Source organism: Agromyces litoreus, from assembly GCF_040496015.1.
Classification (GTDB): Bacteria; Actinomycetota; Actinomycetes; order Actinomycetales; family Microbacteriaceae; genus Agromyces; species Agromyces litoreus.
The window spans coordinates 110,926-130,864 of the sequence record NZ_JBEPKA010000002.1 but is presented as its reverse complement, the minus strand read 5'-3'; the positions used below and the strand labels follow the sequence as shown (position 1 = coordinate 130,864).

The 19,939-nt window shown below is 74.1% G+C and carries 21 protein-coding genes; 13 read left to right on the top strand and 8 right to left on the bottom strand.

Annotated elements, in window-relative coordinates:
• Window positions 1-34: 34 nt before the first annotated feature.
• On the bottom strand, window positions 35-3,526 hold the full coding sequence (rpoB, locus tag ABME01_RS02185) for a DNA-directed RNA polymerase subunit beta (protein WP_353826723.1): 3,492 nt from the start codon (window positions 3,524-3,526) through the stop codon (window positions 35-37).
• Window positions 3,527-3,789: 263 nt separating this feature from the next.
• On the opposite strand from rpoB, the gene ABME01_RS02180 reads away from it, so the two are divergent.
• Window positions 3,790-4,545, top strand: coding sequence for a spermidine synthase (locus ABME01_RS02180; protein ID WP_353826722.1), 756 nt, complete (start codon window positions 3,790-3,792; stop codon window positions 4,543-4,545).
• A gap of 24 nt (window positions 4,546-4,569) precedes the next feature.
• Window positions 4,570-5,424 (top strand): spermidine synthase, encoded by an 855-nt coding sequence (locus tag ABME01_RS02175; protein WP_353826721.1) that lies wholly within the window; start codon window positions 4,570-4,572, stop codon window positions 5,422-5,424.
• Between the two features lie 33 nt (window positions 5,425-5,457).
• Here the strand turns inward: ABME01_RS02175 and ABME01_RS02170 are convergent, their stop codons facing one another.
• From ABME01_RS02170 to ABME01_RS02160, 3 genes are read right to left on the bottom strand one after another with little or no spacing between them, the layout of a single operon-like run.
• Window positions 5,458-6,318: a 5-oxoprolinase subunit C family protein gene (locus ABME01_RS02170; protein ID WP_353826720.1), complete on the bottom strand. Its 861-nt coding sequence runs from the start codon at window positions 6,316-6,318 to the stop codon at window positions 5,458-5,460.
• Window positions 6,315-6,974: a 5-oxoprolinase subunit B family protein gene (locus ABME01_RS02165; protein WP_353826719.1), complete on the bottom strand. Its 660-nt coding sequence runs from the start codon at window positions 6,972-6,974 to the stop codon at window positions 6,315-6,317. Before ABME01_RS02165 ends, ABME01_RS02170 begins: the two co-directional genes overlap by 4 nt.
• The gene (locus ABME01_RS02160) at window positions 6,971-7,732 is read right to left on the bottom strand and encodes a LamB/YcsF family protein (RefSeq protein WP_353826718.1); all 762 of its coding nucleotides are present in this window, start codon (window positions 7,730-7,732) and stop codon (window positions 6,971-6,973) included. The genes ABME01_RS02165 and ABME01_RS02160 overlap by 4 nt, the downstream gene beginning before the upstream one ends.
• 108 nt (window positions 7,733-7,840) lie before the next feature.
• Between ABME01_RS02160 and ABME01_RS02155 the strand changes: the two genes are divergently transcribed.
• The 3 genes from ABME01_RS02155 to ABME01_RS02145 all read left to right on the top strand — a co-directional run bounded on the left by ABME01_RS02155 (window position 7,841) and on the right by ABME01_RS02145 (window position 10,223).
• On the top strand, window positions 7,841-8,977 hold the full coding sequence (locus tag ABME01_RS02155) for a PQQ-dependent sugar dehydrogenase (protein WP_353826717.1): 1,137 nt from the start codon (window positions 7,841-7,843) through the stop codon (window positions 8,975-8,977).
• Window positions 8,978-9,045: 68 nt separating this feature from the next.
• Entirely contained in the window at window positions 9,046-9,543 is a 498-nt protein-coding gene (locus ABME01_RS02150; RefSeq protein WP_353826716.1) for a SprT-like domain-containing protein, read from the top strand.
• Window positions 9,544-9,602: 59 nt separating this feature from the next.
• Window positions 9,603-10,223 carry a CGNR zinc finger domain-containing protein gene (locus ABME01_RS02145; protein WP_353826715.1) on the top strand — a complete coding sequence of 207 codons (621 nt, stop codon included), beginning with the start codon at window positions 9,603-9,605 and terminating at the stop codon, window positions 10,221-10,223.
• Here the strand turns inward: ABME01_RS02145 and ABME01_RS02140 are convergent.
• The gene (locus ABME01_RS02140) at window positions 10,210-10,773 is read right to left on the bottom strand and encodes a hypothetical protein (protein ID WP_353826714.1); all 564 of its coding nucleotides are present in this window, start codon (window positions 10,771-10,773) and stop codon (window positions 10,210-10,212) included. The two genes, ABME01_RS02145 and ABME01_RS02140, sit on opposite strands and share 14 nt — an antisense overlap.
• A gap of 50 nt (window positions 10,774-10,823) precedes the next feature.
• On the opposite strand from ABME01_RS02140, the gene ABME01_RS02135 reads away from it, so the two are divergent.
• Window positions 10,824-11,588 (top strand): SDR family NAD(P)-dependent oxidoreductase, encoded by a 765-nt coding sequence (locus ABME01_RS02135; protein WP_353826713.1) that lies wholly within the window; start codon window positions 10,824-10,826, stop codon window positions 11,586-11,588.
• A gap of 41 nt (window positions 11,589-11,629) precedes the next feature.
• Here the strand turns inward: ABME01_RS02135 and ABME01_RS02130 are convergent, their stop codons facing one another.
• Window positions 11,630-12,895, bottom strand: a complete 1,266-nt coding sequence (locus ABME01_RS02130) for a hypothetical protein (protein ID WP_353826712.1) — start codon at window positions 12,893-12,895, stop codon at window positions 11,630-11,632.
• Between the two features lie 111 nt (window positions 12,896-13,006).
• On the opposite strand from ABME01_RS02130, the gene ABME01_RS02125 reads away from it, so the two are divergent.
• The 4 genes from ABME01_RS02125 to ABME01_RS02110 all read left to right on the top strand — a co-directional run bounded on the left by ABME01_RS02125 (window position 13,007) and on the right by ABME01_RS02110 (window position 16,564).
• Window positions 13,007-13,537 (top strand): hypothetical protein, encoded by a 531-nt coding sequence (locus tag ABME01_RS02125; RefSeq protein WP_353826711.1) that lies wholly within the window; start codon window positions 13,007-13,009, stop codon window positions 13,535-13,537.
• Window positions 13,534-14,163: a DUF1684 domain-containing protein gene (locus ABME01_RS02120; RefSeq protein ID WP_353826710.1), complete on the top strand. Its 630-nt coding sequence runs from the start codon at window positions 13,534-13,536 to the stop codon at window positions 14,161-14,163. Before ABME01_RS02125 ends, ABME01_RS02120 begins: the two co-directional genes overlap by 4 nt.
• A 237-nt stretch (window positions 14,164-14,400) precedes the next feature.
• Window positions 14,401-15,963, top strand: coding sequence for a DEAD/DEAH box helicase (locus tag ABME01_RS02115; RefSeq protein WP_353826709.1), 1,563 nt, complete (start codon window positions 14,401-14,403; stop codon window positions 15,961-15,963).
• Between the two features lie 97 nt (window positions 15,964-16,060).
• Window positions 16,061-16,564, top strand: coding sequence for a GNAT family N-acetyltransferase (locus ABME01_RS02110; RefSeq protein WP_353826708.1), 504 nt, complete (start codon window positions 16,061-16,063; stop codon window positions 16,562-16,564).
• A 23-nt stretch (window positions 16,565-16,587) separates the two neighbouring features.
• Here ABME01_RS02110 and ABME01_RS02105 read toward each other — a convergent pair whose 3' ends face one another.
• Window positions 16,588-17,169: an NUDIX hydrolase family protein gene (locus tag ABME01_RS02105; protein ID WP_353826707.1), complete on the bottom strand. Its 582-nt coding sequence runs from the start codon at window positions 17,167-17,169 to the stop codon at window positions 16,588-16,590.
• A 77-nt stretch (window positions 17,170-17,246) separates the two neighbouring features.
• On the opposite strand from ABME01_RS02105, the gene ABME01_RS02100 reads away from it, so the two are divergent.
• Window positions 17,247-17,876 (top strand): alpha/beta hydrolase, encoded by a 630-nt coding sequence (locus ABME01_RS02100; RefSeq protein WP_353826706.1) that lies wholly within the window; start codon window positions 17,247-17,249, stop codon window positions 17,874-17,876.
• Window positions 17,877-17,900: 24 nt separating this feature from the next.
• Here ABME01_RS02100 and ABME01_RS02095 read toward each other — a convergent pair whose 3' ends face one another.
• Entirely contained in the window at window positions 17,901-18,305 is a 405-nt protein-coding gene (locus tag ABME01_RS02095) for a DUF5997 family protein (RefSeq protein ID WP_353826862.1), read from the bottom strand.
• A gap of 141 nt (window positions 18,306-18,446) precedes the next feature.
• On the opposite strand from ABME01_RS02095, the gene ABME01_RS02090 reads away from it, so the two are divergent.
• Both ABME01_RS02090 and ABME01_RS02085 read left to right on the top strand, forming a co-directional pair.
• Window positions 18,447-19,130, top strand: coding sequence for a LysR substrate-binding domain-containing protein (locus ABME01_RS02090; RefSeq protein WP_353826705.1), 684 nt, complete (start codon window positions 18,447-18,449; stop codon window positions 19,128-19,130).
• Window positions 19,127-19,873, top strand: coding sequence for a glutamine amidotransferase (locus ABME01_RS02085; protein ID WP_353826704.1), 747 nt, complete (start codon window positions 19,127-19,129; stop codon window positions 19,871-19,873). The genes ABME01_RS02090 and ABME01_RS02085 overlap by 4 nt, the downstream gene beginning before the upstream one ends.
• The last annotated feature ends 66 nt before the right edge of the window (window positions 19,874-19,939 follow it).

Here is a 19,939-nt window from a genome sequence, read left to right as displayed (position 1 = left end):
AGATTCCTGAAGTCGTTCTCGTATGCCTGGCGGATCAGATCTCGTCGATGTTCGACGACTCGAAGCGCGCGGAGATGTTGATGCCGAGCTCCTCCGCAGCGCGGAAGGCCTCGTCATCGGTGTCGCGGAGGCTGACCGCGGTGCCGTCGGCCGAGAGCACCTCGACGTTCAGGCACAGCGACTGCATCTCCTTCATGAGCACCTTGAAGGACTCGGGGATGCCGGGCTCCTGGATGTTCTCGCCCTTGACGATCGCCTCGTACACCTTGACGCGGCCGAGGATGTCGTCGGACTTGATCGTGAGGAGCTCCTGGAGCGCGTACGCGGCGCCGTAGGCCTCGAGGGCCCACACCTCCATCTCGCCGAATCGCTGACCGCCGAACTGCGCCTTCCCGCCCAGCGGCTGCTGGGTGATCATCGAGTACGGGCCGGTCGAGCGCGCGTGGATCTTGTCGTCGACCAGGTGGTGCAGCTTCAGGATGTACATGTAGCCGACCGAGACGGGGTACGGGAACGGCTCGCCCGAACGGCCGTCGAACAGCTGCGTCTTGCCGCTGGAGTCGATGAGCCGCTCGCCGTCGCGGTTGGGCAGGGTCGAGTCGAGCAGACCCGCGATCTCCTGCTCCAGCGCGCCGTCGAACACGGGCGTGGCGACCTTGGTGCCGGGCTCGGCCTCGCGTGCGACCTCGGGCAGGCGCTTGGCCCACTCGGGGTCGCCCTCGACCTTCCAGCCCTGCTTGGCGACCCAGCCGAGGTGGGTCTCGAGCACCTGGCCGAAGTTCATTCGACCGGGGATGCCGAGCGGGTTCAGGATGACGTCGACCGGGGTGCCGTCGGCGAGGAACGGCATGTCCTCGACCGGCAGGATCTTCGAGATGACGCCCTTGTTGCCGTGGCGGCCGGCGAGCTTGTCGCCCTCGGTGATCTTGCGCTTCTGCGCGATGTAGACGACCACGCGCTGGTTGACGCCCGAGCCGAGCTCGTCGTCGCCGTCCTGCGCGTCGAACACCTTGACGCCGATGATCGTGCCCTGCTCGCCGTGCGGCACCTTCAGCGAGGTGTCGCGGACCTCGCGGCTCTTCTCGTTGAAGATCGCGCGGAGCAGGCGCTCCTCGGCCGAGAGCTCGGTCTCGCCCTTCGGCGTGACCTTGCCGACGAGGATGTCGCCGGGGCGGACCTCGGCGCCGATGCGGATGATGCCGCGCTCGTCGAGGTCGGCCAGGAGGTCCGGGCTGACGTTCGGCAGGTCGCGGGTGATCTCCTCCTTGCCGAGCTTGGTGTCGCGGGCGTCGACCTCGTACTCCTCGATGTGGATCGAGGAGAGGACGTCGTCCTTCACCAGGTTCTGGCTGAGGATGATCGCGTCCTCGAAGTTGTGGCCCTCCCACGGCATGAACGCCACGAGGAGGTTCTTGCCGAGCGCGAGCTCGCCGTTGTCGGTCGCGGGGCCGTCGGCGATGACCTCGCCGGCCTCCACGCGCTCGCCGGCGGAGACCACGACGCGGTTGTTGTACGAGGTGCCCTGGTTGGAGCGGTCGAACTTGCGCAGGTAGTAGCTCTGCGTGCCGCCCTCGTCGAGCTGCAGCGTGACGGCGTCGGCCGACACCTCGGTGACGACACCGGCCTTCTCGGCGGTGACGACGTCACCGGCGTCGACCGCGGCGTAGCCCTCCATGCCCGTGCCGACGTACGGCGAGTCGCTGCGCAGCAGCGGCACCGCCTGACGCTGCATGTTCGCACCCATGAGGGCGCGGTTCGCGTCGTCGTGCTCGAGGAACGGGATGAGCGAGGTCGCGACCGACACCATCTGGCGCGGCGAGACGTCCATGTAGCCGATCTCGTCGGCGGGGATCAGGTCGACCTCGCCGCCGGTCTTGCGCGCGAGGACGCGGTCCTCGACGAAGTGGCCGTCCGCCTTCAGCGGGGCGTTGGCCTGCGCGACGACGTAGTCGTTCTCCTCCATCGCGGTGAGGTAGTCGATCTGGTCGGTGACCTTGCCGTTCTCGACCCGACGGTACGGCGTCTCGATGAAGCCGAACGAGTTGATGCGGGCGAACGACGCGAGCGAGCCGATGAGGCCGATGTTCGGGCCTTCCGGCGTCTCGATCGGGCACATGCGGCCGTAGTGCGACGGGTGGACGTCGCGGACCTCGACGCCCGCGCGGTCGCGCGAGAGGCCGCCGGGGCCGAGCGCCGAGAGGCGGCGCTTGTGCGTGAGCCCGGCCAGCGGGTTGTTCTGGTCCATGAACTGCGACAGCTGCGAGGTGCCGAAGAACTCCTTGATCGCCGCCACGACGGGTCGGACGTTGATCAGGGTCTGCGGCGTGATCGCCTCGATGTCCTGCGTGGTCATGCGCTCGCGGACGACGCGCTCCATGCGCGAGAGGCCGGTGCGGACCTGGTTCTGGATCAGCTCGCCGACCGCGCGGATGCGGCGGTTGCCGAAGTTGTCGATGTCGTCGACGTCCAGGCGCAGGGTCACGTCCTTGCCGCCGCGGCGACCGGGCAGCTCGGTGCGGTCCTCGTGCAGGGCGACGAGGTACTTGATCGTCGCGACGATGTCCTGCACCGTCAGCACCGAGTCGGTCAGCGGGGCCTCGAGGCCGAGCTTGTTGTTGATCTTGTACCGGCCGACCTTGGCGAGGTCGTAGCGCTTCGGGTTGAAGTAGAAGTTGTCGAGCAGCGCGCGGGCGGCCTCGGCGGCGACCTGCTCGCCCGGACGGAGCTTCCGGTAGATGTCCTTGAGCGCCTCCTCCTTGGTGAGGATGTTGTCCTTCTCGAGGGTCATCGCGATCGACTCGTAGCCGGCGAACTCCTCGAGGATCTCCTCGGAGGTCAGGCCCAGGGCCTTCAGGAAGACGGTGACCGACTGCTTGCGCTTGCGGTCGATGCGGACGCCGACCTGGTCGCGCTTGTCGACCTCGAACTCGAGCCAGGCACCGCGGCTCGGGATGACGCGCGCCGAGTAGATGTCCTTGTCGGAGGTCTTGTCGGGCGTGCGCTCGAAGTAGACGCCGGGCGAACGGACGAGCTGCGAGACGACGACGCGCTCGGTGCCGTTGATGACGAAGGTGCCCTTGGGGGTCATGAGCGGGAAGTCGCCCATGAAGACGGTCTGGGTCTTGATCTCACCGGTGAGGTGGTTCATGAACTCCGCGTTGACGTACAGCGGAGCGGAGTAGGTCTTGCCCTTCTCCTTGCACTCGTCGATCGTGTACTTCGGCGGCTCGAGCTCCGGGTTCGAGAACGAGAGCTGCATGGTCTCGCCGAGGTCCTCGATGGGCGAGATCTCCTCGAAGATCTCCTCGAGGCCGGTGGCCTCGGGCAGGTCCTGACGGCCGGACTCGATGGCCTCCTCGACGCGGGCCTGCCACGTCTCGTTGCCGACGAGCCAGTCGAAGCTCTCGGTCTGGAGGGCGAGCAGATCGGGTACGGTGAGGGTGTCGGCGACCTTTGCGAACGAGAGGCGGCTTGCACCGCGTCCGTTCTTGGGGGTGGGCGTGGTTGCGTTGCGCGCAGCAGCCAAGGAAATGACCTCCATGGCCCCGTGAGGGGCCGGTTCACTGTCGGTGGTGGTGGAGTTGACCCCTCAGACGTGGTGCGGATGCCGGTGAGCCCGGCACGCAGGAGCCGACCGCAATATGAAGGCATAGTGGGTCTGGGAGCGCAAAGGTCAAGCATAGATCGATCTGGTCTCCATGTCCAGTCGGATTCTTGATTTGTTCGTGGATGTCGGGTATAACCGCGCGAACCGGCGCCCGACCGGGACCTGCGTGGGACGATTCGGGCATGGCGCCCCGCATCGAGTTCGAGCGCGACGTGTTCTCGTCGCGGGGCTGGACGCTGCTCGTCGACGACACCGCGCAGTCGCACGTCGACGCCGGCGATCCGACCCGGCTCTTCTTCGAGTACGTGCGGCGCATCGGCAACCTCGTCGACGCGATGGCCGAGCCCGGGGCCCCGATCACGGCGCTGCACCTCGGCGGCGGGGCGATGAGCCTCGCGCGCTACGTCGCCGCGACCCGGCCGGACTCGCGCCAGGTCGTCGTCGAGGCCGACGCGCGCCTGGTCGACCTGGTGCGGGAGCGGCTCCCGCTCGCGCCGGACTCCGGCGTGTCGGTCATGGTGGCCGACGCCCGCGACGCGCTCGGACGGCTCGACGCGACGCTGCGGTTCGACCTCGTGATCCTCGACGTGTACGCCAGGCTCCAGGCGCCCGCGTTCGTCGACGATCCCGCCTTCCTCGCGGCGTGCCTCGGTCGGCTGGCACCGGCCGGCCTGCTCGTGGCCAACGTGGCCGACGAGGCCGGCGGATCCAGGCTCGCGGCGCAGGCCCGCGGCATCGCGAGGGCCGATCCCACGGTCGACCTGGTCGTGGCCGGGCCGCCGACCGTGCTCTCGCGCGCCGAGGAGGGCAACGCGGTGGTCGTCGCCGGGCGCACCGTGCCCGACCGGGTGCTCGAGCGCCTGCGCGCAGCGGGCCCGTTCCCGGCGGAGGTGCTCCACGGCGCACGGCTGGACGCGGTGCTGTGGGGCGCATGCTGAGGCGGCACGGGTAGCGTGGCATCCGTGCCGGACCTCGAACGACGACTCGCCCCGAGCGGGCACCTCGCCAGGCTGGAGGAGTCGCGCAGCCGACCGGGCTCGTGGACCCTGTACGTCGACGGGACCCCGCAGTCGCACGTCGACCTCGAGCAGCCGGAGTGGCTCGGCTTCGAGTACGTGCGGCGCATCGGGCACGCGATCGACCTCGTGCGGCCGGAGCGCGAGGCGATCACCGCGCTGCACCTCGGCGGAGGCGCGTTCACGCTCCCGCGGTACGTGATCGCGACCCGGCCGGGCTCGCGGCAGCAGGTGGTGGAGCTCGAGTCCGATCTCGTCGACCTCGTGCGCACGAACCTGCCGCTCCCCCGCGGCGCGCAGGTGCGCGTGCGGCACGGCGATGCGCGCGAGGTGCTCGCGAAGCTCCCGGCGGGCCTCGACGGCGCGGTGGACCTCGCCGTCGTCGACATCTTCTCCGGGGCGCGCACGCCCGCGCACGTGACCAGCACGGAGTTCCACGCGCTCGTCTCGCCGCGGCTCGCGCCCGGCGGCATCGTCGCCGTGAACGTCGCCGACGGCGCCGGGCTCGCGTTCGCGCGCTCGCAGGCGGCGACGCTCGGCAGGGTGTACGAGCACGTCGCGATCGCAGCCGACACCTCGATGCTCAAGGGCCGCCGGTTCGGCAACGTGGTCATGTACGCCTCGCACGACCCGCTGCCGTTCGAGTCGATGCCGCGTCGGCTCGCGAGCGACCCGGCGCCCGCGAAGCTCGTGGAGGGCGACGAGCTCGTGCGGTTCGTCGCCGGCGCGCCGGTCGTGACGGACGCCACGGCCGTGCCCTCCCCGCCGCCGTCGCGCTCGGTCTTTCTCGCGAAGCCGTAGCGCGCCCGGTCCGAGGACCGCGGCGTCGCACCGTCAGGCGTGCCGGAACCGGACCTCCTGGCCGGGGCGGACCTGGGCGAGCCGGTCGAGCGATCCCGGCTCGACGATCGCGACGACCGGGTAGCCGCCGGTGACCGGACGGTCGGCCAGCAGCACGGTGGGCACGCCGGCGCCCGTGACCTGGATCGCCCCCGGGACGGTCGGCTCGCTGACGAGCTCGCGCCGCACGCGGCGTTCGAGCGCGGTTCCCTCGAGCCGTGCCCCGACGCGGTCGGCCGATGCCGAGACCCGCCACGGCGACTCGTGGAGCGCGGCGAGCGCGGCATCCGTCACCCAGTCGGCGCGCGGGCCGGGCAGGAGGCCCAGGGTCACGGCGCCGGCCGGCGGCGGCCATGCCGCATCGTCGTCGAGCAGCGGCACCGACGCCGCGGGCTCGGCGCCGACGGCGAGCACACGGCCCGCGGCGACCGGGTCCGGGCCGATCCCGGACAGCGTGTCGCGGCTCCGGGAGCCGAGCACGGGCGGTTCGTCGATGCCGCCGCGGATCGCGACCAGGAACCGCAGCCCGCGCTGGGCGGTTCCGAGCTCGACGACCTCTCCGGCACGGACGCGCGCGGCGCGGTACGGCCCGACGTCGTGTCCGCCGACCCGGACCGGCCCCCAGGCGCCGGTCACCGCGAACCAGGTGTCCGAGTCGACCGCGAATCGCAGCCCCCCGAGCACGACCTCGAGGCCCGCCGCGCCGTCGGGGTTGCCGACGAGCCGGTTCGCGAGCGCGAGCGCGCCGCGGTCGAGCGCGCCCGACGGCGCGACGCCGAGGTGCGCGAGCCCGGGCCGCCCGAGGTCCTGCACGAGCACCGGGCCGGCCGTCGCCTCGACGTGGAGCCGGGTCATCGCCCGGCCTCCCGGAAGCGCACGCCGCGACCGGGGACGAGCACGGCCGGCTCGTCGGCCGTGGCGTCCCACAGCGCGTCATCGGTGCGGCCGATCAGGCGCCATCCGCCCGGGCTCTCGCGCGGGTACGCCCCGGAGAACGCACCCGCGAGCCCGACGGCACCGCTCGGCACGCGCTCGCGGGCGACGTCGAGGCGCGGCACGTCGAAGGGCCAGTCGTCGGCGACGAGGTAGCCGAACCCCGGGGCGAAGCCGATGAACGCCACGCGCCAGTGCGCGGCGACGTGCCGGGCGACGAGGTGCTCGCTCGACACGTCGAGCGCCTCGGCGACCGCGGGGAGGTCCTCCCCGCGGTAGTCGACCTCGATCACCGCGTCGCCGCCTCCCGTCACGCCGCCGACGCCGCGTGCGGACGGCTCGCGACCGCCCGCGCCCCCGGCGACCCGGCGGACCCAGGCCGCGGCGGACTCCAGCGGCATCCGATCGGAGTCGATCGCGACGAGCAGCGTGCGGGCAGCGGGCACGAGCTCGACCACGCCGGCCGGGGCGTCGGCCGCGAGGGCCTCGTGCAGCACCAGCACCTCCGCGAGCGCGTCGCACTCGACGAGGAGCGCCGAGCGTCCCGACGGCAGCAGGCGGATCCCGTCGAGGCTCATGCGAACGGTCGGACGTCGTGACCCGCCGACGCGAGGGCGCTCCGCACGGCGCGGGCGATCCCGACCGAGCCGGGCGTGTCACCATGCAGGCAGAGGGAGTCGGGTGCGAGCTCGACCCGGGCCCCGTCGATGGCGACGATGCCGCCCGTCTCGACGAGTTCGAGCGCCCGGTCCGCGGCCCGCTCGGGGTCGTGCACGAGCGCGTCGGGGCGGTCCCTCGGCACCAGGCGCCCGTCGGCGAGGTATCCGCGGTCGATGAACGCCTCGCGCGCGTAGCGGATGCCGGCCCGACGGGCCGCCCGCTCGAACTCGCTGTCGGGCGGCCCCAGCACGACGGCCGAGGGGTCGGCCGCGGCGAGCGCGTCGGCGGTCGCGGCGGCCGCGGACGGATCGGCCGCGAGCCGGTGGTAGAGCGCTCCGTGCGCCTTGACGTACCGGACGCGGGCGCCGGCCGCGCGGGCCACGGCCTCGAGCGCCCCGAGCTGGTAGACGACCTCGGCGGCCAGTTCCTCCGCCGAGACGTCGAGCGCGCGGCGGCCGAAGCCGGCGCGGTCGCGGTAGCCGGGGTGCGCTCCGAGGGTCACGCCGTGCCGCACCGCCAGTCGCGCGCTGCGCGCCATCGTCAACGGGTCGCCCGCGTGGAACCCGCAGGCGACGTTGGCGCTCGAGACGACCTCGAACATGGCCTCGTCGTCGCCCATCCGCCACGCGCCGTACGACTCGCCGAGGTCGGCGTTCAGGTCGATCGCACCCTGCATGCCTCCATTCTCCCGCGTTCGCGCACGCCGCGCCCGGCCCGCGGTCCGCGCACGATCGGCGCTGCGGTCGGTCGCCGCGCCCGGCAGACTGGAGACAGGGAGGTCCTGATGCCAAGGTCGACGCCCACCGCGGCCGTGATCGCGCTCGGCGCGGTGCTCGCGCTCGCCGCGTGCGGCGGCCCCGAGGGCCCGGTGGTGGTGCCGCCCTCCACCGAGCCGCCCTCGGCCCCGCCCGCGGCATCCGCGTCGCCGGTCCGGCCGGTCGGCGAGCCCGAGACCCTGGCGGAGGGCCTCGAGGCGCCGTGGTCGATCCTTCGCCTTCCCGACGGCTCCGTGCTCGTGAGCGAACGCGATCGCGGCCGGATCGTCGAGGTGCTGGCCGACGGCGCGGTCCGGGTGGCGGGGGCCGTCCCGGGCGTCGCCGCGGGTGGGGAGGGCGGCCTGCTCGGGCTCGCGCTGCTCCCGCCGAGCGAGGCCGGCTCCGCCTCGATCGCGGCCTACCTCTCCACCGACGACGACAATCGCATCGTGCGGATGCCGCTCACGGGCGGCCCCGGCGAACTCGGCCTCGGCGAGCCGGAGGTGATCCTCGACGGGATCCCCCGGGGCGGGCGCCACAACGGCGGTCGACTCGCGATCGGACCCGACGGCTTCCTGTACGCCACCACGGGCGACACCGGGCGCGAGGAGCTCGCGCAGGACCCGGACTCGCTCGCCGGCAAGATCCTTCGGATGACCGCCGACGGCGATCCGGCGCCGGGCAACCCGTTCGGCACGCACGTGTGGAGCCTCGGCCACCGGAATCCGCAGGGCATCGCCTGGGATGCCGCAGGCGGCATGTGGGCGGCCGAGTTCGGCCAGAACACGTGGGACGAGCTGAACCGCATCGAGCCCGGAGCGAACTACGGATGGCCCGAGGTCGAGGGCCGCGCCGACGACGAGCGCTACCACGACCCGGCGGTGCAGTGGCCGACCTCCGAGGCCAGCCCCAGCGGCCTGGCGGTGGTGGGCGACACCCTCGTGCTCGCCGCGCTCCGCGGCGAGCGCCTGTGGTTCGCCTCGCCGGCGCTGAGCTCGCCGACCGAGGTCGAGGCGGCGTTCACGGGCGAGCTGGGCCGCCTGCGCGACGTCGTGCCCGGTCCCGACGGCGAGTTGTGGGCGATCACGAACAACACCGACGGCCGCGGCCTCGCGCGCGACGGCGACGACCGCCTCGTGCGCATCCGCCTCGCCGAGGCCGACTGAGCGGGGCCCCCGATCGGGGGCCGGGCACCGCGGACGCCGTCGAACCCCCGGGGGTTATCCTCGATCGCATGGCGGATCTCGCGAGGGTTCGGGTCTGGGCGGAGGCGCTCATCGCCCTGCACCTGGATCCCGCCGAGTGGACGTTCGCGTTCGACAACGCGAAGAAGCGCGCGGGACTCTGCAACTACACCGCGCGGCGCATCTCGGTCTCGCGCTACCTGGCCGTGCGATACGACGACGACGAGATCCACCAGATCCTGCTGCACGAGGTCGCGCACGCGATCGCAGGACCTCGGGCCGGCCACGGCCCGAAGTGGGCCGCGACGGCCGCGGAGATCGGGTACGTCGGCCGGCGGACGCACGACGGGGCGGTCGCCGACGAGCTGGCGCCGTGGGTGGGGCGATGCCCGTCCGGGCACGAGCACTTCCGGTACCGCCAGCCCGTGCGTCCGCTCAGCTGCGGCATCTGCCGTCGCGGGTTCGACCGTCGCAACCTGATCGAGTGGCGCCGCCGCGAGATCACCGCGGCCATGCGCCGCGCCGCGGCGAGCGCCGCCGCCGACTGACCCGGCGCCGTGACCTGATCGTTCCCGCGCGGCACCCGGCGACCCGATAGGTTGGTCCGGTGCCCGTCTCGACCGTCTCGATCCCCGTGGGCCAGTGGTTCACCGACGACAGCGGACGGTGGTGGTTCGACTCCGGTTCGTTCGCGCTCGACTTCGCCTACACCGGGGGCATCCCCGTCGCCGTCGCGCCGGAACGACTGCACGCGCCCGACGACCTGACCTCGTGGATGCGCGAGCGATTCCCGATGGCGATCGCACCGGCCCGCTCGCGCGACCTCTTCGATGCGACGGCGCTGCGCGACGCGATCGCGCGCCTCGCACTCGCGGCTGGCCGCGGCGAGGCGCCGGCGACCGCCGACGTCGACGTGGTCAACCTCTACGCCGCGACGCCCGACATCCCCCCGACGCTCGAGGGCGGCTCGCGCCAGGCCGGCCGGTCCGTGCAGACCGTCGGGCAGGCGCTCTCGACGATCGCGCGCGACGCGGTGGACTGCTTCGGCGCGGCCAACCACGGGCGCGTGCGCATCTGCGCGGGCGGCTGCGGCATCGTCTACCTCGACACGTCGCGCGCGGCGAGCCGCCGGTGGTGCACGATGCAGCGCTGCGGCAACCGCGCGAAGGTGCGCGCGCATCGCGCCCGCAAGGCCGGCCGGAAGGTGTCGTCGCTCAGCGCGGCGTGACCACGCGCGGGTCCGCGTCGGCGGCGTGCTGCGCGGCACGACGCAGGATCGCGGGGTCGGCGCCGTCCTCGACCGCGGCTCGGCCCGCCACGGACGCCGTCGCGAGGTGGGCGACGGCGCGACGAAGGCCCGCGAAGGCGGCGCTCGCGACGGCGGCCTCCGGCGACGTGTCGTCGATCCCGAGTCCGGCGAGCGCGTCGACCACGGCACCCGCGGCGAGCACGTCGTCGGCGGCGAATCCGCCGTCCGCGCGCCCCGAGGCCGCGATCGCCAGGTAGGCGCGACGGCCCAGCCGTTCCTGCTCGGCGAGGATCCACGTCGCGACGGCGGCGGCATCCGCGAGCCCGGCCACGAGGACGACCGGGGCGAGGCGGCGCACCTCGTCGGGCACCTCGACGGCGTGGTCCGCGACCGCGACGCCGACCTGGTCGATCCAGACGAGCACGTCGGCCCCCCGTGCGATGCGGCGCGCGCCCGCCGGTCCCTGGTCGAACCGCACCTGGTACCTGGTCTGCGCGGCGTGGTCGGCCGCGCGCTGGGTGTCGCTCACCGCGTCAGGCTACGCGACGCCGCGCATCGGCCGGCTCGTAGGCTGGGATCATGACCTCGCATGTCGACGACCGGCCCGTGACGATCATCACCGGCGGGGGTCGCGGCATCGGCCGCGCGATCGCCGAGCGACTCGCCGCCGACGGCCACGACCTGGTGCTCACGTGGCGCGAGCGGCGCGAGGAGGCCGAGGCAGTGGCCGAGGGCTGCCGCGCGGCGGGCGCCCGCGTCGAGTTGCTGCAGCTCGACCTCGCCGACCTCGACCGGGTCGCCGAGATCGTCCCCGAGGCGATCCGCCGGTTCGGGCGGGTCACGGGGCTCGTGAACAACGCCGGCATCACGGGGCGCATCGGGCCGTTCCTCGACGGCTCGATCGAGGAGTCCGACCTCGTGTTCCGCATCAACGTCCTCGCGCCCATGACGCTCTGCCGCGCCGCGATCGCCGCGATGGCCACGGACCGGGGCGGCGCGGGCGGGTCGATCGTGAACATCTCGTCGGGGGCGGCTGCGCACGGCGCTCCCGACACGTACATCCCGTACGCGGCGAGCAAGGCCGCGCTGAACGTCATGTCGATCGGGCTCGCGAAGGAGTTCGGGCCGGTCGGGGTCCGCGTGAACACGGTCTCCCCCGGCACGACGCGCACGGAGATCCACGCGGACGCGGGCCGCCCGAACGCGCCCGACGAGCGGGCCGGCAACATCCCGATGCGACGTCCGGGCGAGCCGCACGAGATCGCCGGCGCGGTCGCGTACCTGCTGTCCGACGACGCCTCGTACACGTCGGGGGCCGACATCCTGATCACGGGCGGCAAATAGGGAGGACGGCGCAGCGGGACGTGCGACGGCCGCCCGCGACGTCAGCGGTGCCGCGCCGCGTAGTGCGCGAGCGCCTCCGCGTCGCCGGCGCGCGCCGCGGCCCGCCGGGCGGCGTCGAGCGCCGCGACCGGATCGGGCTCGCGACGCGCGATGCCGAGCTGCCGCTCGGCCTCCGCGAGCCGGGTCCGCGCGTCGGCGCCCGCGAACCCCCGGGCCCGTTCGAGGGCCTGCTCGGCCATCCGGACCTGGCTCTCGGCGATCGCGATCGCGCCAGGCAGGGCGCCGCGCGCGCCGTGCAGCCGTTCCTCGGCGCGCCGGGTCGTCGCGCGAGCGGCCTCGAGGCGGTCGCGGGCCGCACGCAGCCGGTCCCGCTCGGCGAACGGGTCGTCGGCACGGCCCTCGCGGCCCACCAGCAGCGGGGAGAGCTCGCCGATCGCCCCGGCGAGGGCGGCACCGGCGTCCGGGTCGACCGCGGCGTCCCGCTCGCGCCGGGCCGAGACGAGCTCGGCGTCGAGCCCGGCCGCCTCCGCCGCCGCGTCCGCGGTCGCCTGCGCGAGCTCCAGTTCGACGTGCTCGGCGCGATCGAGCTCGGCGGCGGCGCGGTCGAGCGCATGGGCGGCCCGGCCGAGCGCATCGGCGACCGACGATCCGGCCACGCGCCGCAGTCGCGACTCGGCGTCGTCGAGCGCGGCATCCGCCGTGCCGAGGTCGCGGCGCGCACGGACGAGCGCACCGCCGGCGCCCGCGAGCGCGGACGGCGCGAACCGCGTGCCGAGCCGATCCAGCATCCCGGCCGCGTCGGCCTCCCGCGCACCCAGATGGCGGGCGCGCTCGCGCAGCGCCGGCACCTCGTCGGCCGCGCCGCGTTCGGCCGCCCGGCGCTCCCCCAGGACGGCGTGGGCCTCCGCGAGCACGCGTTCGACGTCGTCGCACAGCGCCGCGATCCGCGCGCTCCAGGTCCGGCGCTGGGAGACGGTGTCGGGCTCGGCGTCGTCCAGCCGCTGCTGGAGGAGGAACGCCTCCCTGAGCCATCCGCGGGCCCGGTGCACCGCCTGCTCCAGCGCGCGCGCGGCCTCGGGGCCGAACTGCGCCTCCGCGAACCGGATCTCCTGCATCGCATCGCGCACAGCCTCGTCCGCGCCCACGAGTCGCGCCTTGGCCGAGGTCTCGAGGGCCCGCACCGCCTCGCCGTCGCGAACCTCGCGCCGCCGGCCGAGTCGGCGCAGGCCGAGCGCGCCGGCGACGAACGCCAGGGCGGCCGCGCCGAACACCACGAGCGAGGGCAGCCATGCGGCGGCGTCGGGCATGGTCGTGAGCCTAGCCCGCGAACCCGCCACGCGCGCCGGCGCGGGCGGGCGCGCGACCGGAATGCGGCCGCGACGCTTTGACGAGGCCCGCGCGGCCCCTAGGGTCGGGACATGCGGGTGCTGTTGAAGCTGACCCTCGACTGCGATGCGGATGCCGCGTGGCGCGCCATCCGCAGCCCGGCCGTGCTGCGCGAGGTCGTGGCGCCGTGGCTCGACTTCGAGTCGCTCGAGGCCGAGGGCTTCCCGGCGACGTGGCCCGAGGGTCCCCACCGGCTCCGGACGCTCGCGTTCGGCATCGCGCCGAGCGGCGAGGAGGTCATCGACGTCTCCTACCCCGGTGGCCTGCCGCCAGGCGTGCGGATGCTGCGCGACGGCGGCGGCGCCGTGACCGGCCCGCTCGCCGCGTTCCGCCACTGGGACCACCGGATGGCGATCTCGCCGCTGCCCGACGGCCGCACCCTGTACCGCGACCAGCTCCGGGCCAGCGCGGGCGCACTTGACGTGCTCGCCTGGTACCCGACCTGGGCGTTCTGGCAGTACCGCGGGGCCCGGCTGCGGCAGCTCGCCCCGACCTGGGCGTACGACCCGCCAGGCACGGCCGACGCGGAGCGCGCCGCGGCGCGGGCCGGAGGCGCGGCGTGACCGCCACGCTGGGATCGCTCCAGCTCGCCGACTGGCGCCGGCGCGTGTTCGGCCTGTACGCCGGCGTGCGCCACCTCGCCATCCACGATCCCGCGCAGGCGCACGAGCTGTGGGTGTCCGGGCGCGACGAGCTCTTCGCCGGGCACCCGCAGTCGCCGCTGCTCCCCGACGACCGGGCCCGCTTCACCGGGCTCGACGTCTCGTCGTACGACCCGGACTGGCGGTTCGAGCTCGAGGTCCGACGTCCGCCCGAGCCGCTGCGCATGGTCGTCGACAGCTCGAGCGACGGCCCGATCCCGTTCTCGCTCGTGGGGACGGTGCGGGTGCCCTACCTCGGCACGCTCGACGTGTGGCGGCTCACCGGGTACGGCGGCGGGCTCTTCCTGCCCGTGAAGGACGCGCTGGCGGGGCTGCCCGGCGGCACGTACGGGGGCGGGCGGTACCTGATCGACACGGTCAAGGGCGCCGACCTCGGCACGGGCGGCGACGACGACAGCCTCATCGTGGACTTCAACTTCGCGTACAACCCGTCGTGCGCGTACGACCCCTCGTGGTCGTGCCCGCTCGCGCCCGCCGGCGACACCGTCCGAGAGGAGATCCCGGTGGGCGAGCGGATGCCGCGGTGACGGCGCCGACGCCGCGTACAGCTCCGTCGCAGCGCCATCCGCTATGGTGGTCCCCGGCGAGCGCGATGATCGCGCCGCCTGCGTCGTAGACACGCTTCCGGGCCCAGGGCCCGTCGACTTCATACGGCGAACGGATTCGCCGACCGGCGTCTTCGCCATTCCCCACCGCCGGGTCCATCCCCCGCCAGCACGACCGTGCAGCGGCGCGCCCGGCCGTGCCATCCGAAACGGACTCACTTGACCGACATCACCTTCGGCGCGCTCGGCGTGCCCGCACCCCTCGTCGCCGCCCTCGCGGCCGACGGCAAGACCACCGCGTTCCCCATCCAGGTCGACACGCTGCCCGACACCCTCGCCGGACGCGACGTGCTCGGCCGCGGGAAGACCGGCTCGGGCAAGACCATCGCGTTCGCGCTGCCCATGGTCGCTCGCCTGGGCACCTCCCTCGCCGGCGGCCGCCGCCGCGCGGGCCGACCCCTCGGGCTCGTCCTCGCTCCGACCCGCGAGCTCGCGACCCAGATCACGCAGACCTTCGAGCCGCTCGCCGACGCATACGACCTGAAGGTCACCACGATCTTCGGCGGCATCAACCAGAAGCGCCAGGTCGACGCGCTGCGGGCGGGCGTCGACATCGTCGTCGCGACGCCCGGACGCCTCGAGGACCTCATGAAGCAGGGCTTCCTCAGCCTCGACGCGATCGAGATCACGGTGCTCGACGAGGCCGACCACATGGCCGACCTCGGGTTCCTGCCGGTGGTCACGCGCATCCTCGACAAGACGCCGCGCGGCGGGCAGCGACTGCTGTTCTCGGCCACCCTCGACAACGGCGTGGACCGGCTCGTCAAGCGCTACCTGCAGAACGAAGTGCTGCACTCGGTCGACGAGGCGAACTCGCCCGTCGCCGCGATGACGCACCACGTGTTCGAGATCGCCGACACCGACGCCAAGAACGACCTGGTCAAGGCGCTCGCGTCCGGCACCAGCCGTCGCATCCTCTTCATGCGGACCAAGCACCACGCCAAGAAGCTCGCGAGGAAGCTGACCGAGCAGGGCATCCCCGCGGTCGACCTGCACGGCAACCTCTCCCAGCCCCAGCGCGACCGCAACCTCGCGGCGTTCGGCGACGGCTCCGTCAAGGTGCTCGTGGCCACCGACGTCGCGGCGCGAGGCGTGCACGTCGACAACGTCGAGCTCGTCATCCACGTCGACCCGCCCATGGAGCACAAGGCGTACCTGCACCGCTCGGGCCGCACGGCCCGTGCCGGCAGCGAGGGCGACGTCGTCACGATCTGCCTGCCCGCCCAGAAGCAGGACCTCAAGACCCTGCTCCGCAAGGCCGCGATCACGGTGACCCCGCAGCAGGTCACCGCCGGCTCCCCCGTCGTGACCGCACTGGTCGGCGAGGTCGCCCCGTACGTGAAGCCGGCGCCGCGCGAGGCGACGCCGCAGCAGGGCGGCGGACGATCGCAGGGCGCCAACGCGCAGCGCAAGCGCGCCGCGCGCGAGGAGCGTGCGGCGGGCGGCGCCCAGCCGGCCGGCCAGGGCCGCCGCAGCCGCGGCCGCGGCCGCGCCGGCCAGTCGGACGTGGCGGCCGGCGCACCGCGCCGCGACCGCTCGGGCCGCCCCGCCGAGGCGCGGGCGCACGCCCCGAAGCAGGGCGGCGGCCAGAGCCGCGGCTCGCAGTCGACCGGCGCGCAGCGCTCGTCGACGGGCCGCTCGTCGCAGAAGCAGCCGCTGCGCGTCGGCAGCGTCGTCACGCCGAACCGCAGCACGCGCACCAACCGCCGCGCACAGGGCTGACGCCCTCCGCCGCGTCGCGACGGCCCCGCACCCCGACCGGGTGGCGGGGCCGTCGCCGATTTCGCCGCCGACGGTGGCGCGGGTTAGCCTGTGCCGCATGAGCACCGAGGTCGTTGCCGAAGTCGTCATCCGTCCCGTCCGAGACTCCGACGCGGAGGCGCTCGGCCGCGTCCACGCGCAGTGCTGGCACGAGGACTACGACCAGCTCGTCGACGCCGCCACGCTCGAGAACCTCTCCCCGCGGCGGATGGCCGAGCTCTGGACCCACTGGATGAACCAGGGCGACGACTTCGTGCACGTGGCCGCGCTCGTCGACGGCGAGATCATCGGCTTCGCCGGTGCGGGGCCTGCGCGCGACGAGGACGCCCCGCGCGAGCGGGAGCTGTTCTTCATCCACCTGCTCGACGCGCACCACGGCAAGGGGATCGGCCAGAAGCTCTTCGACGCGGCCGTCGGCGAGGGCCCGGTGTACCTCTGGGTGCCCTCGAGCAACGAGTACGCGCTGCACTTCTACGCGCGCAACGGCTTCGCGGCCGACGGCGCGTCGCACGACGAGCCCTTCCTCGGCGAGACGATCCACGAGGTGCGGATGGTGCGCTGAGCGCACCGCCCGCCCGCCCGGCCTCAGCCGAGCGCGCCGACCGCGGCGAGCGCGCGGCGCAGCAGCACGCCCCGACCGCCCTCCATCTCCTCCCCGAACGCGTCGCTCGCGGCCTCCGACGGGGCGACCCACGTCACCTCGAGGGCGTCCTGGCGGGGCTCGCACGTGCCCGTGACCGGGACCACGTACGCGAGCGAGACCGCGTGCTGGCGCTCGTCGGTGAACGGCGAGATCCCCGGCAGCGGGAAGTACTCGGCGACGGTCGCGGGCACCGGGCTCGCGGGCAGCAGCGGGAACGCCATCGGCCCGAGGTCCTTCTCGAGGTGCCGGAACAGCGCGTCGCGGATGGTCTCGCCGTAGAGGACCCGGCCCGACACGAGCGTCCGCGTCATCTCGCCCACGGCGTTCGCGCGCAGCAGGACGCCGACCTCGGTGACCTGGCCCATGCCGTCCACGCGCACGGGCACGGCCTCGACGTAGAGCAGCGGCAGCCGCCCGCGGACCTCGGCGAGTTCGAGGTCCGAGAGCCAGCCCGGGTTGGCGGCCGGCCGGTCGACCGGCTCGTCGCCGTCGTTCCAGTCCGGGTCGGGGGTGCGTACGGCCATGGCTCGATTCTGCCCCACGGCTCGCACCGGCGCCCAGGTCGGCTCGCGACGCCGGACGCGCGGGGTACGATTCCCGGATGCGGATCGACGACGAGGCGGTGCTCTGGTCGGCGTCGCCGACCGACCGGGCGGGGCGCCCGCTGCTCGTGCTCCTCCACGGCTACAACTCGCACGAGGGCGACCTGTTCGGCCTGAGCCCCTACCTGCCGCTCGAACCCGCGATCGCCTCGCTCCGCGCCCCGATCTCGACCGGCTGGGGGCACGCGTGGTTCCCGCTGCTCGCCGAGGGCGAGGAGTTCGCGACCGCCGGCGCCGAGGAGTCCACCGACGCCATCCTCGCGTGGGTCGACCGCGCCGTGCCGGAGGACACCGCGATCGGGCTGCTCGGCTTCTCGCAGGGGGCCGCCATGGCGCTCGAGCTCCTGCGGCGCCGCCCGGATCGCTTCTCGTTCGCCGTGAGCCTGGCCGGCTTCTCGCTCCCGGGCGAGCGGACGGGCGACGAGCGACTCGCCGAACTGGCGCTGCCCGTGTTCTGGGGCCGCGGCACCGACGACGAGGTGATCCCGACCCGATCGGTGGAGCGGACGCAGGAGTGGCTGCCGGCGCATTCGTCGCTCGACCAGCGGGTCTACGAGGGCCTCGGGCACTCGGTCTCCGACCGCGAGATCGGCGACGTCCGCGCGTTCCTCGCCGCCCAGTACGCCTGACCGGCGTCGCCGGGCGCCGTCGGCTCAGACCCCGCTGCCGGAACCCCCGCCGCCCCGCGGGCGGTCGTCGGCCGCCGCCGCGCGCTCGGCGTCGCGTTCGGCGAGCCGGCGCTTCTCGGCCCGCACCCCGGCCTGCCGGGCACGCTCCTCGACCAGCCAGGCGGGCGGGTCCGCGAGCAGCGCCGAGATCTCGGCCGTGGTCAGCGGCTCGGTGATCCCGGCGCGCGCGAGTCCGGAGTTCGAGACGCCCAGCTTGCCGGCGACGACGCTGCGCGGATGCGGCCCTTCACGGCGGAGCGTCGCGAGCCACTCGGGCGGGTCGGCCTGCATCGCCGCGAGCTCGTCGCGCGTGACCGAGCCGGACCGGAACTCCTCCGGCGTCGCGGAGACCAGGATGCCGAGCTTCTTGGCCGCGGTCTCCGGCTTCATCGACTGGGACTGGCGGGGCGTGTCGGCGTTCACCCCTCCACGGTAGTCGCCCGGACGTCTCCGCGCGTAGCCCACTGCCGTGCCGGGTGTCCCCGGCGCTAGCCTGAGAGGGCCGCGCGACGCGGCGGGAAGGGGCCGGACGTGTCGCTGCGGCTGCGCTACGTGGCGGGAGTGAGTCCCGCGAAGTGGCTGCGCGCGTGGGCCGAGCGACGACCCGACCTCCCGCTCGACGCGCAGCGCGTCGACGAGCCCGACCAGCTCCGCGAGCTGCGGGCGGGCGAGGCCGACCTCGCATTCGTGCGCCTGCCGGTCGACGACGAGGGCCTGCACGCCATCCCGCTCTGGGAGGAGGTGGCCGTGGTCGTCCTGCCGAAGGAGCACGATCTGGCCGAAGCCGACGAATTGCACCTCGCCGACCTCGACGGGCTGCCCGAGGCACCCGCACAGTCCGACGCGGCGATGACGATGGAGCTCGTGGCCGCGGGCACGGGATACGCGATCATGCCGCACGGCCTGGCCAGGCTGCACCACCGTCGCGACGTGGCCGCCGTCCTGCTCGCGGACGCGGCGCCCACGCGCATCGCGCTCGTCTGGCCCGTCGAACGCGACGACGACGACATCCAGGAGTTCGTGGGCATCGTGCGGGGCCGCACCGCGCGCAGCTCCCGCGGAGCGACGGCCGATGCCGAGCCTGCTCCCGCCGGGTCGCGTCACCGTGACGGCCGCCGTGCCGCCAAGGGCGGCGCGCAGGGCGGTCGCCGCGGCGCCGGCACGGCTCGGCGCGGGGGTCGCGGGACGGGGCGACGAGGGGGCCGCGGACGATGACGCGCGACCTGCTGTTCCTCTCCGCGCGGCCCGAGGTCGAGGCCGTGGGCCCGGAGTACGAGTCGGTGCGGCGCGCCGCAGGCGTCGACGCCGGACGACTCGAGCACGTCCGACTCGACGTCGAGAGCATCGCGGAGCTCGACCCGCTCGCCTACGCGGGCATCGTCGTCGGAGGCAGCCCGTACAACGTCACGACGCCCGAGCACCGGAAGCATCCCGTGCAACGGCGGGTCGAGGACGACCTCGCCCGCCTGGCCGAACGCGCACTGGCGGTCGACCATCCGGTGCTGTTCACCTGCTACGGGATCGGCGTGCTCACCCGCGTCATCGGCGGCGAGGTCGGCGGGCTCCATGGGGAGCCGGCCGGGTCGGTCGAGGTCGCGCTCACGGACGCGGGACGCGACGACCCCGTCACCGGCGTCCTGCCCGAGCGCTTCGACGCGCTGGTCGGCCACAAGGAGGCCACCGACCGGCTTCCCGACGGGGCGGTCCGCCTTGCCGGCTCCGAGGGCTGCCCCGTGCAGGTCTACCGCGTCGGAAGCGCCGTGTACGCCACGCAGTTCCACCCCGAGCTCGACGCGCCGGACTTCCTCGCGCGCGCGGCGGTGTACCGCCACCACGGGTACTTCCCGCCGCAGGAGCTCGAGGCGCTGGGCCGACGCGTGCGCCCGGTGGCCGTCACCGAGCCCCAGCGCATGCTCCGGAGGTTCGTCGAGCTCGCCGACGAACGCGACGCCGGCTGAGGACGCCCCCGGACGGCCGAACGGCCCGGCCGACACGAGGTCGGACGGGCCGTGCGGGGTGGAGCG

What these genes read in the sequence shown, in the direction of transcription:
- ABME01_RS02180 (WP_353826722.1), top strand. Translation starts at nt 3,790, where the DNA reads ATGGCGCCCCGCATCGAGTTCGAGCGCGACGTGTTCTCGTCGCGGGGC.
- ABME01_RS02170 (WP_353826720.1), bottom strand. Translation starts at nt 6,318, where the DNA reads ATGACCCGGCTCCACGTCGAGGCGACGGCCGGCCCGGTGCTCGTGCAG.
- ABME01_RS02165 (WP_353826719.1), bottom strand. Translation starts at nt 6,974, where the DNA reads ATGAGCCTCGACGGGATCCGCCTGCTGCCGTCGGGACGCTCGGCGCTC.
- ABME01_RS02160 (WP_353826718.1), bottom strand. Translation starts at nt 7,732, where the DNA reads ATGCAGGGTGCGATCGACCTGAACGCCGACCTCGGCGAGTCGTACGGC.
- ABME01_RS02155 (WP_353826717.1), top strand. Translation starts at nt 7,841, where the DNA reads ATGCCAAGGTCGACGCCCACCGCGGCCGTGATCGCGCTCGGCGCGGTG.
- ABME01_RS02150 (WP_353826716.1), top strand. Translation starts at nt 9,046, where the DNA reads ATGGCGGATCTCGCGAGGGTTCGGGTCTGGGCGGAGGCGCTCATCGCC.
- ABME01_RS02135 (WP_353826713.1), top strand. Translation starts at nt 10,824, where the DNA reads ATGACCTCGCATGTCGACGACCGGCCCGTGACGATCATCACCGGCGGG.
- ABME01_RS02130 (WP_353826712.1), bottom strand. Translation starts at nt 12,895, where the DNA reads ATGCCCGACGCCGCCGCATGGCTGCCCTCGCTCGTGGTGTTCGGCGCG.
- ABME01_RS02125 (WP_353826711.1), top strand. Translation starts at nt 13,007, where the DNA reads ATGCGGGTGCTGTTGAAGCTGACCCTCGACTGCGATGCGGATGCCGCG.
- ABME01_RS02110 (WP_353826708.1), top strand. Translation starts at nt 16,061, where the DNA reads ATGAGCACCGAGGTCGTTGCCGAAGTCGTCATCCGTCCCGTCCGAGAC.
- ABME01_RS02105 (WP_353826707.1), bottom strand. Translation starts at nt 17,169, where the DNA reads ATGGCCGTACGCACCCCCGACCCGGACTGGAACGACGGCGACGAGCCG.
- ABME01_RS02100 (WP_353826706.1), top strand. Translation starts at nt 17,247, where the DNA reads ATGCGGATCGACGACGAGGCGGTGCTCTGGTCGGCGTCGCCGACCGAC.
- ABME01_RS02095 (WP_353826862.1), bottom strand. Translation starts at nt 18,305, where the DNA reads ATGAAGCCGGAGACCGCGGCCAAGAAGCTCGGCATCCTGGTCTCCGCG.
- ABME01_RS02085 (WP_353826704.1), top strand. Translation starts at nt 19,127, where the DNA reads ATGACGCGCGACCTGCTGTTCCTCTCCGCGCGGCCCGAGGTCGAGGCC.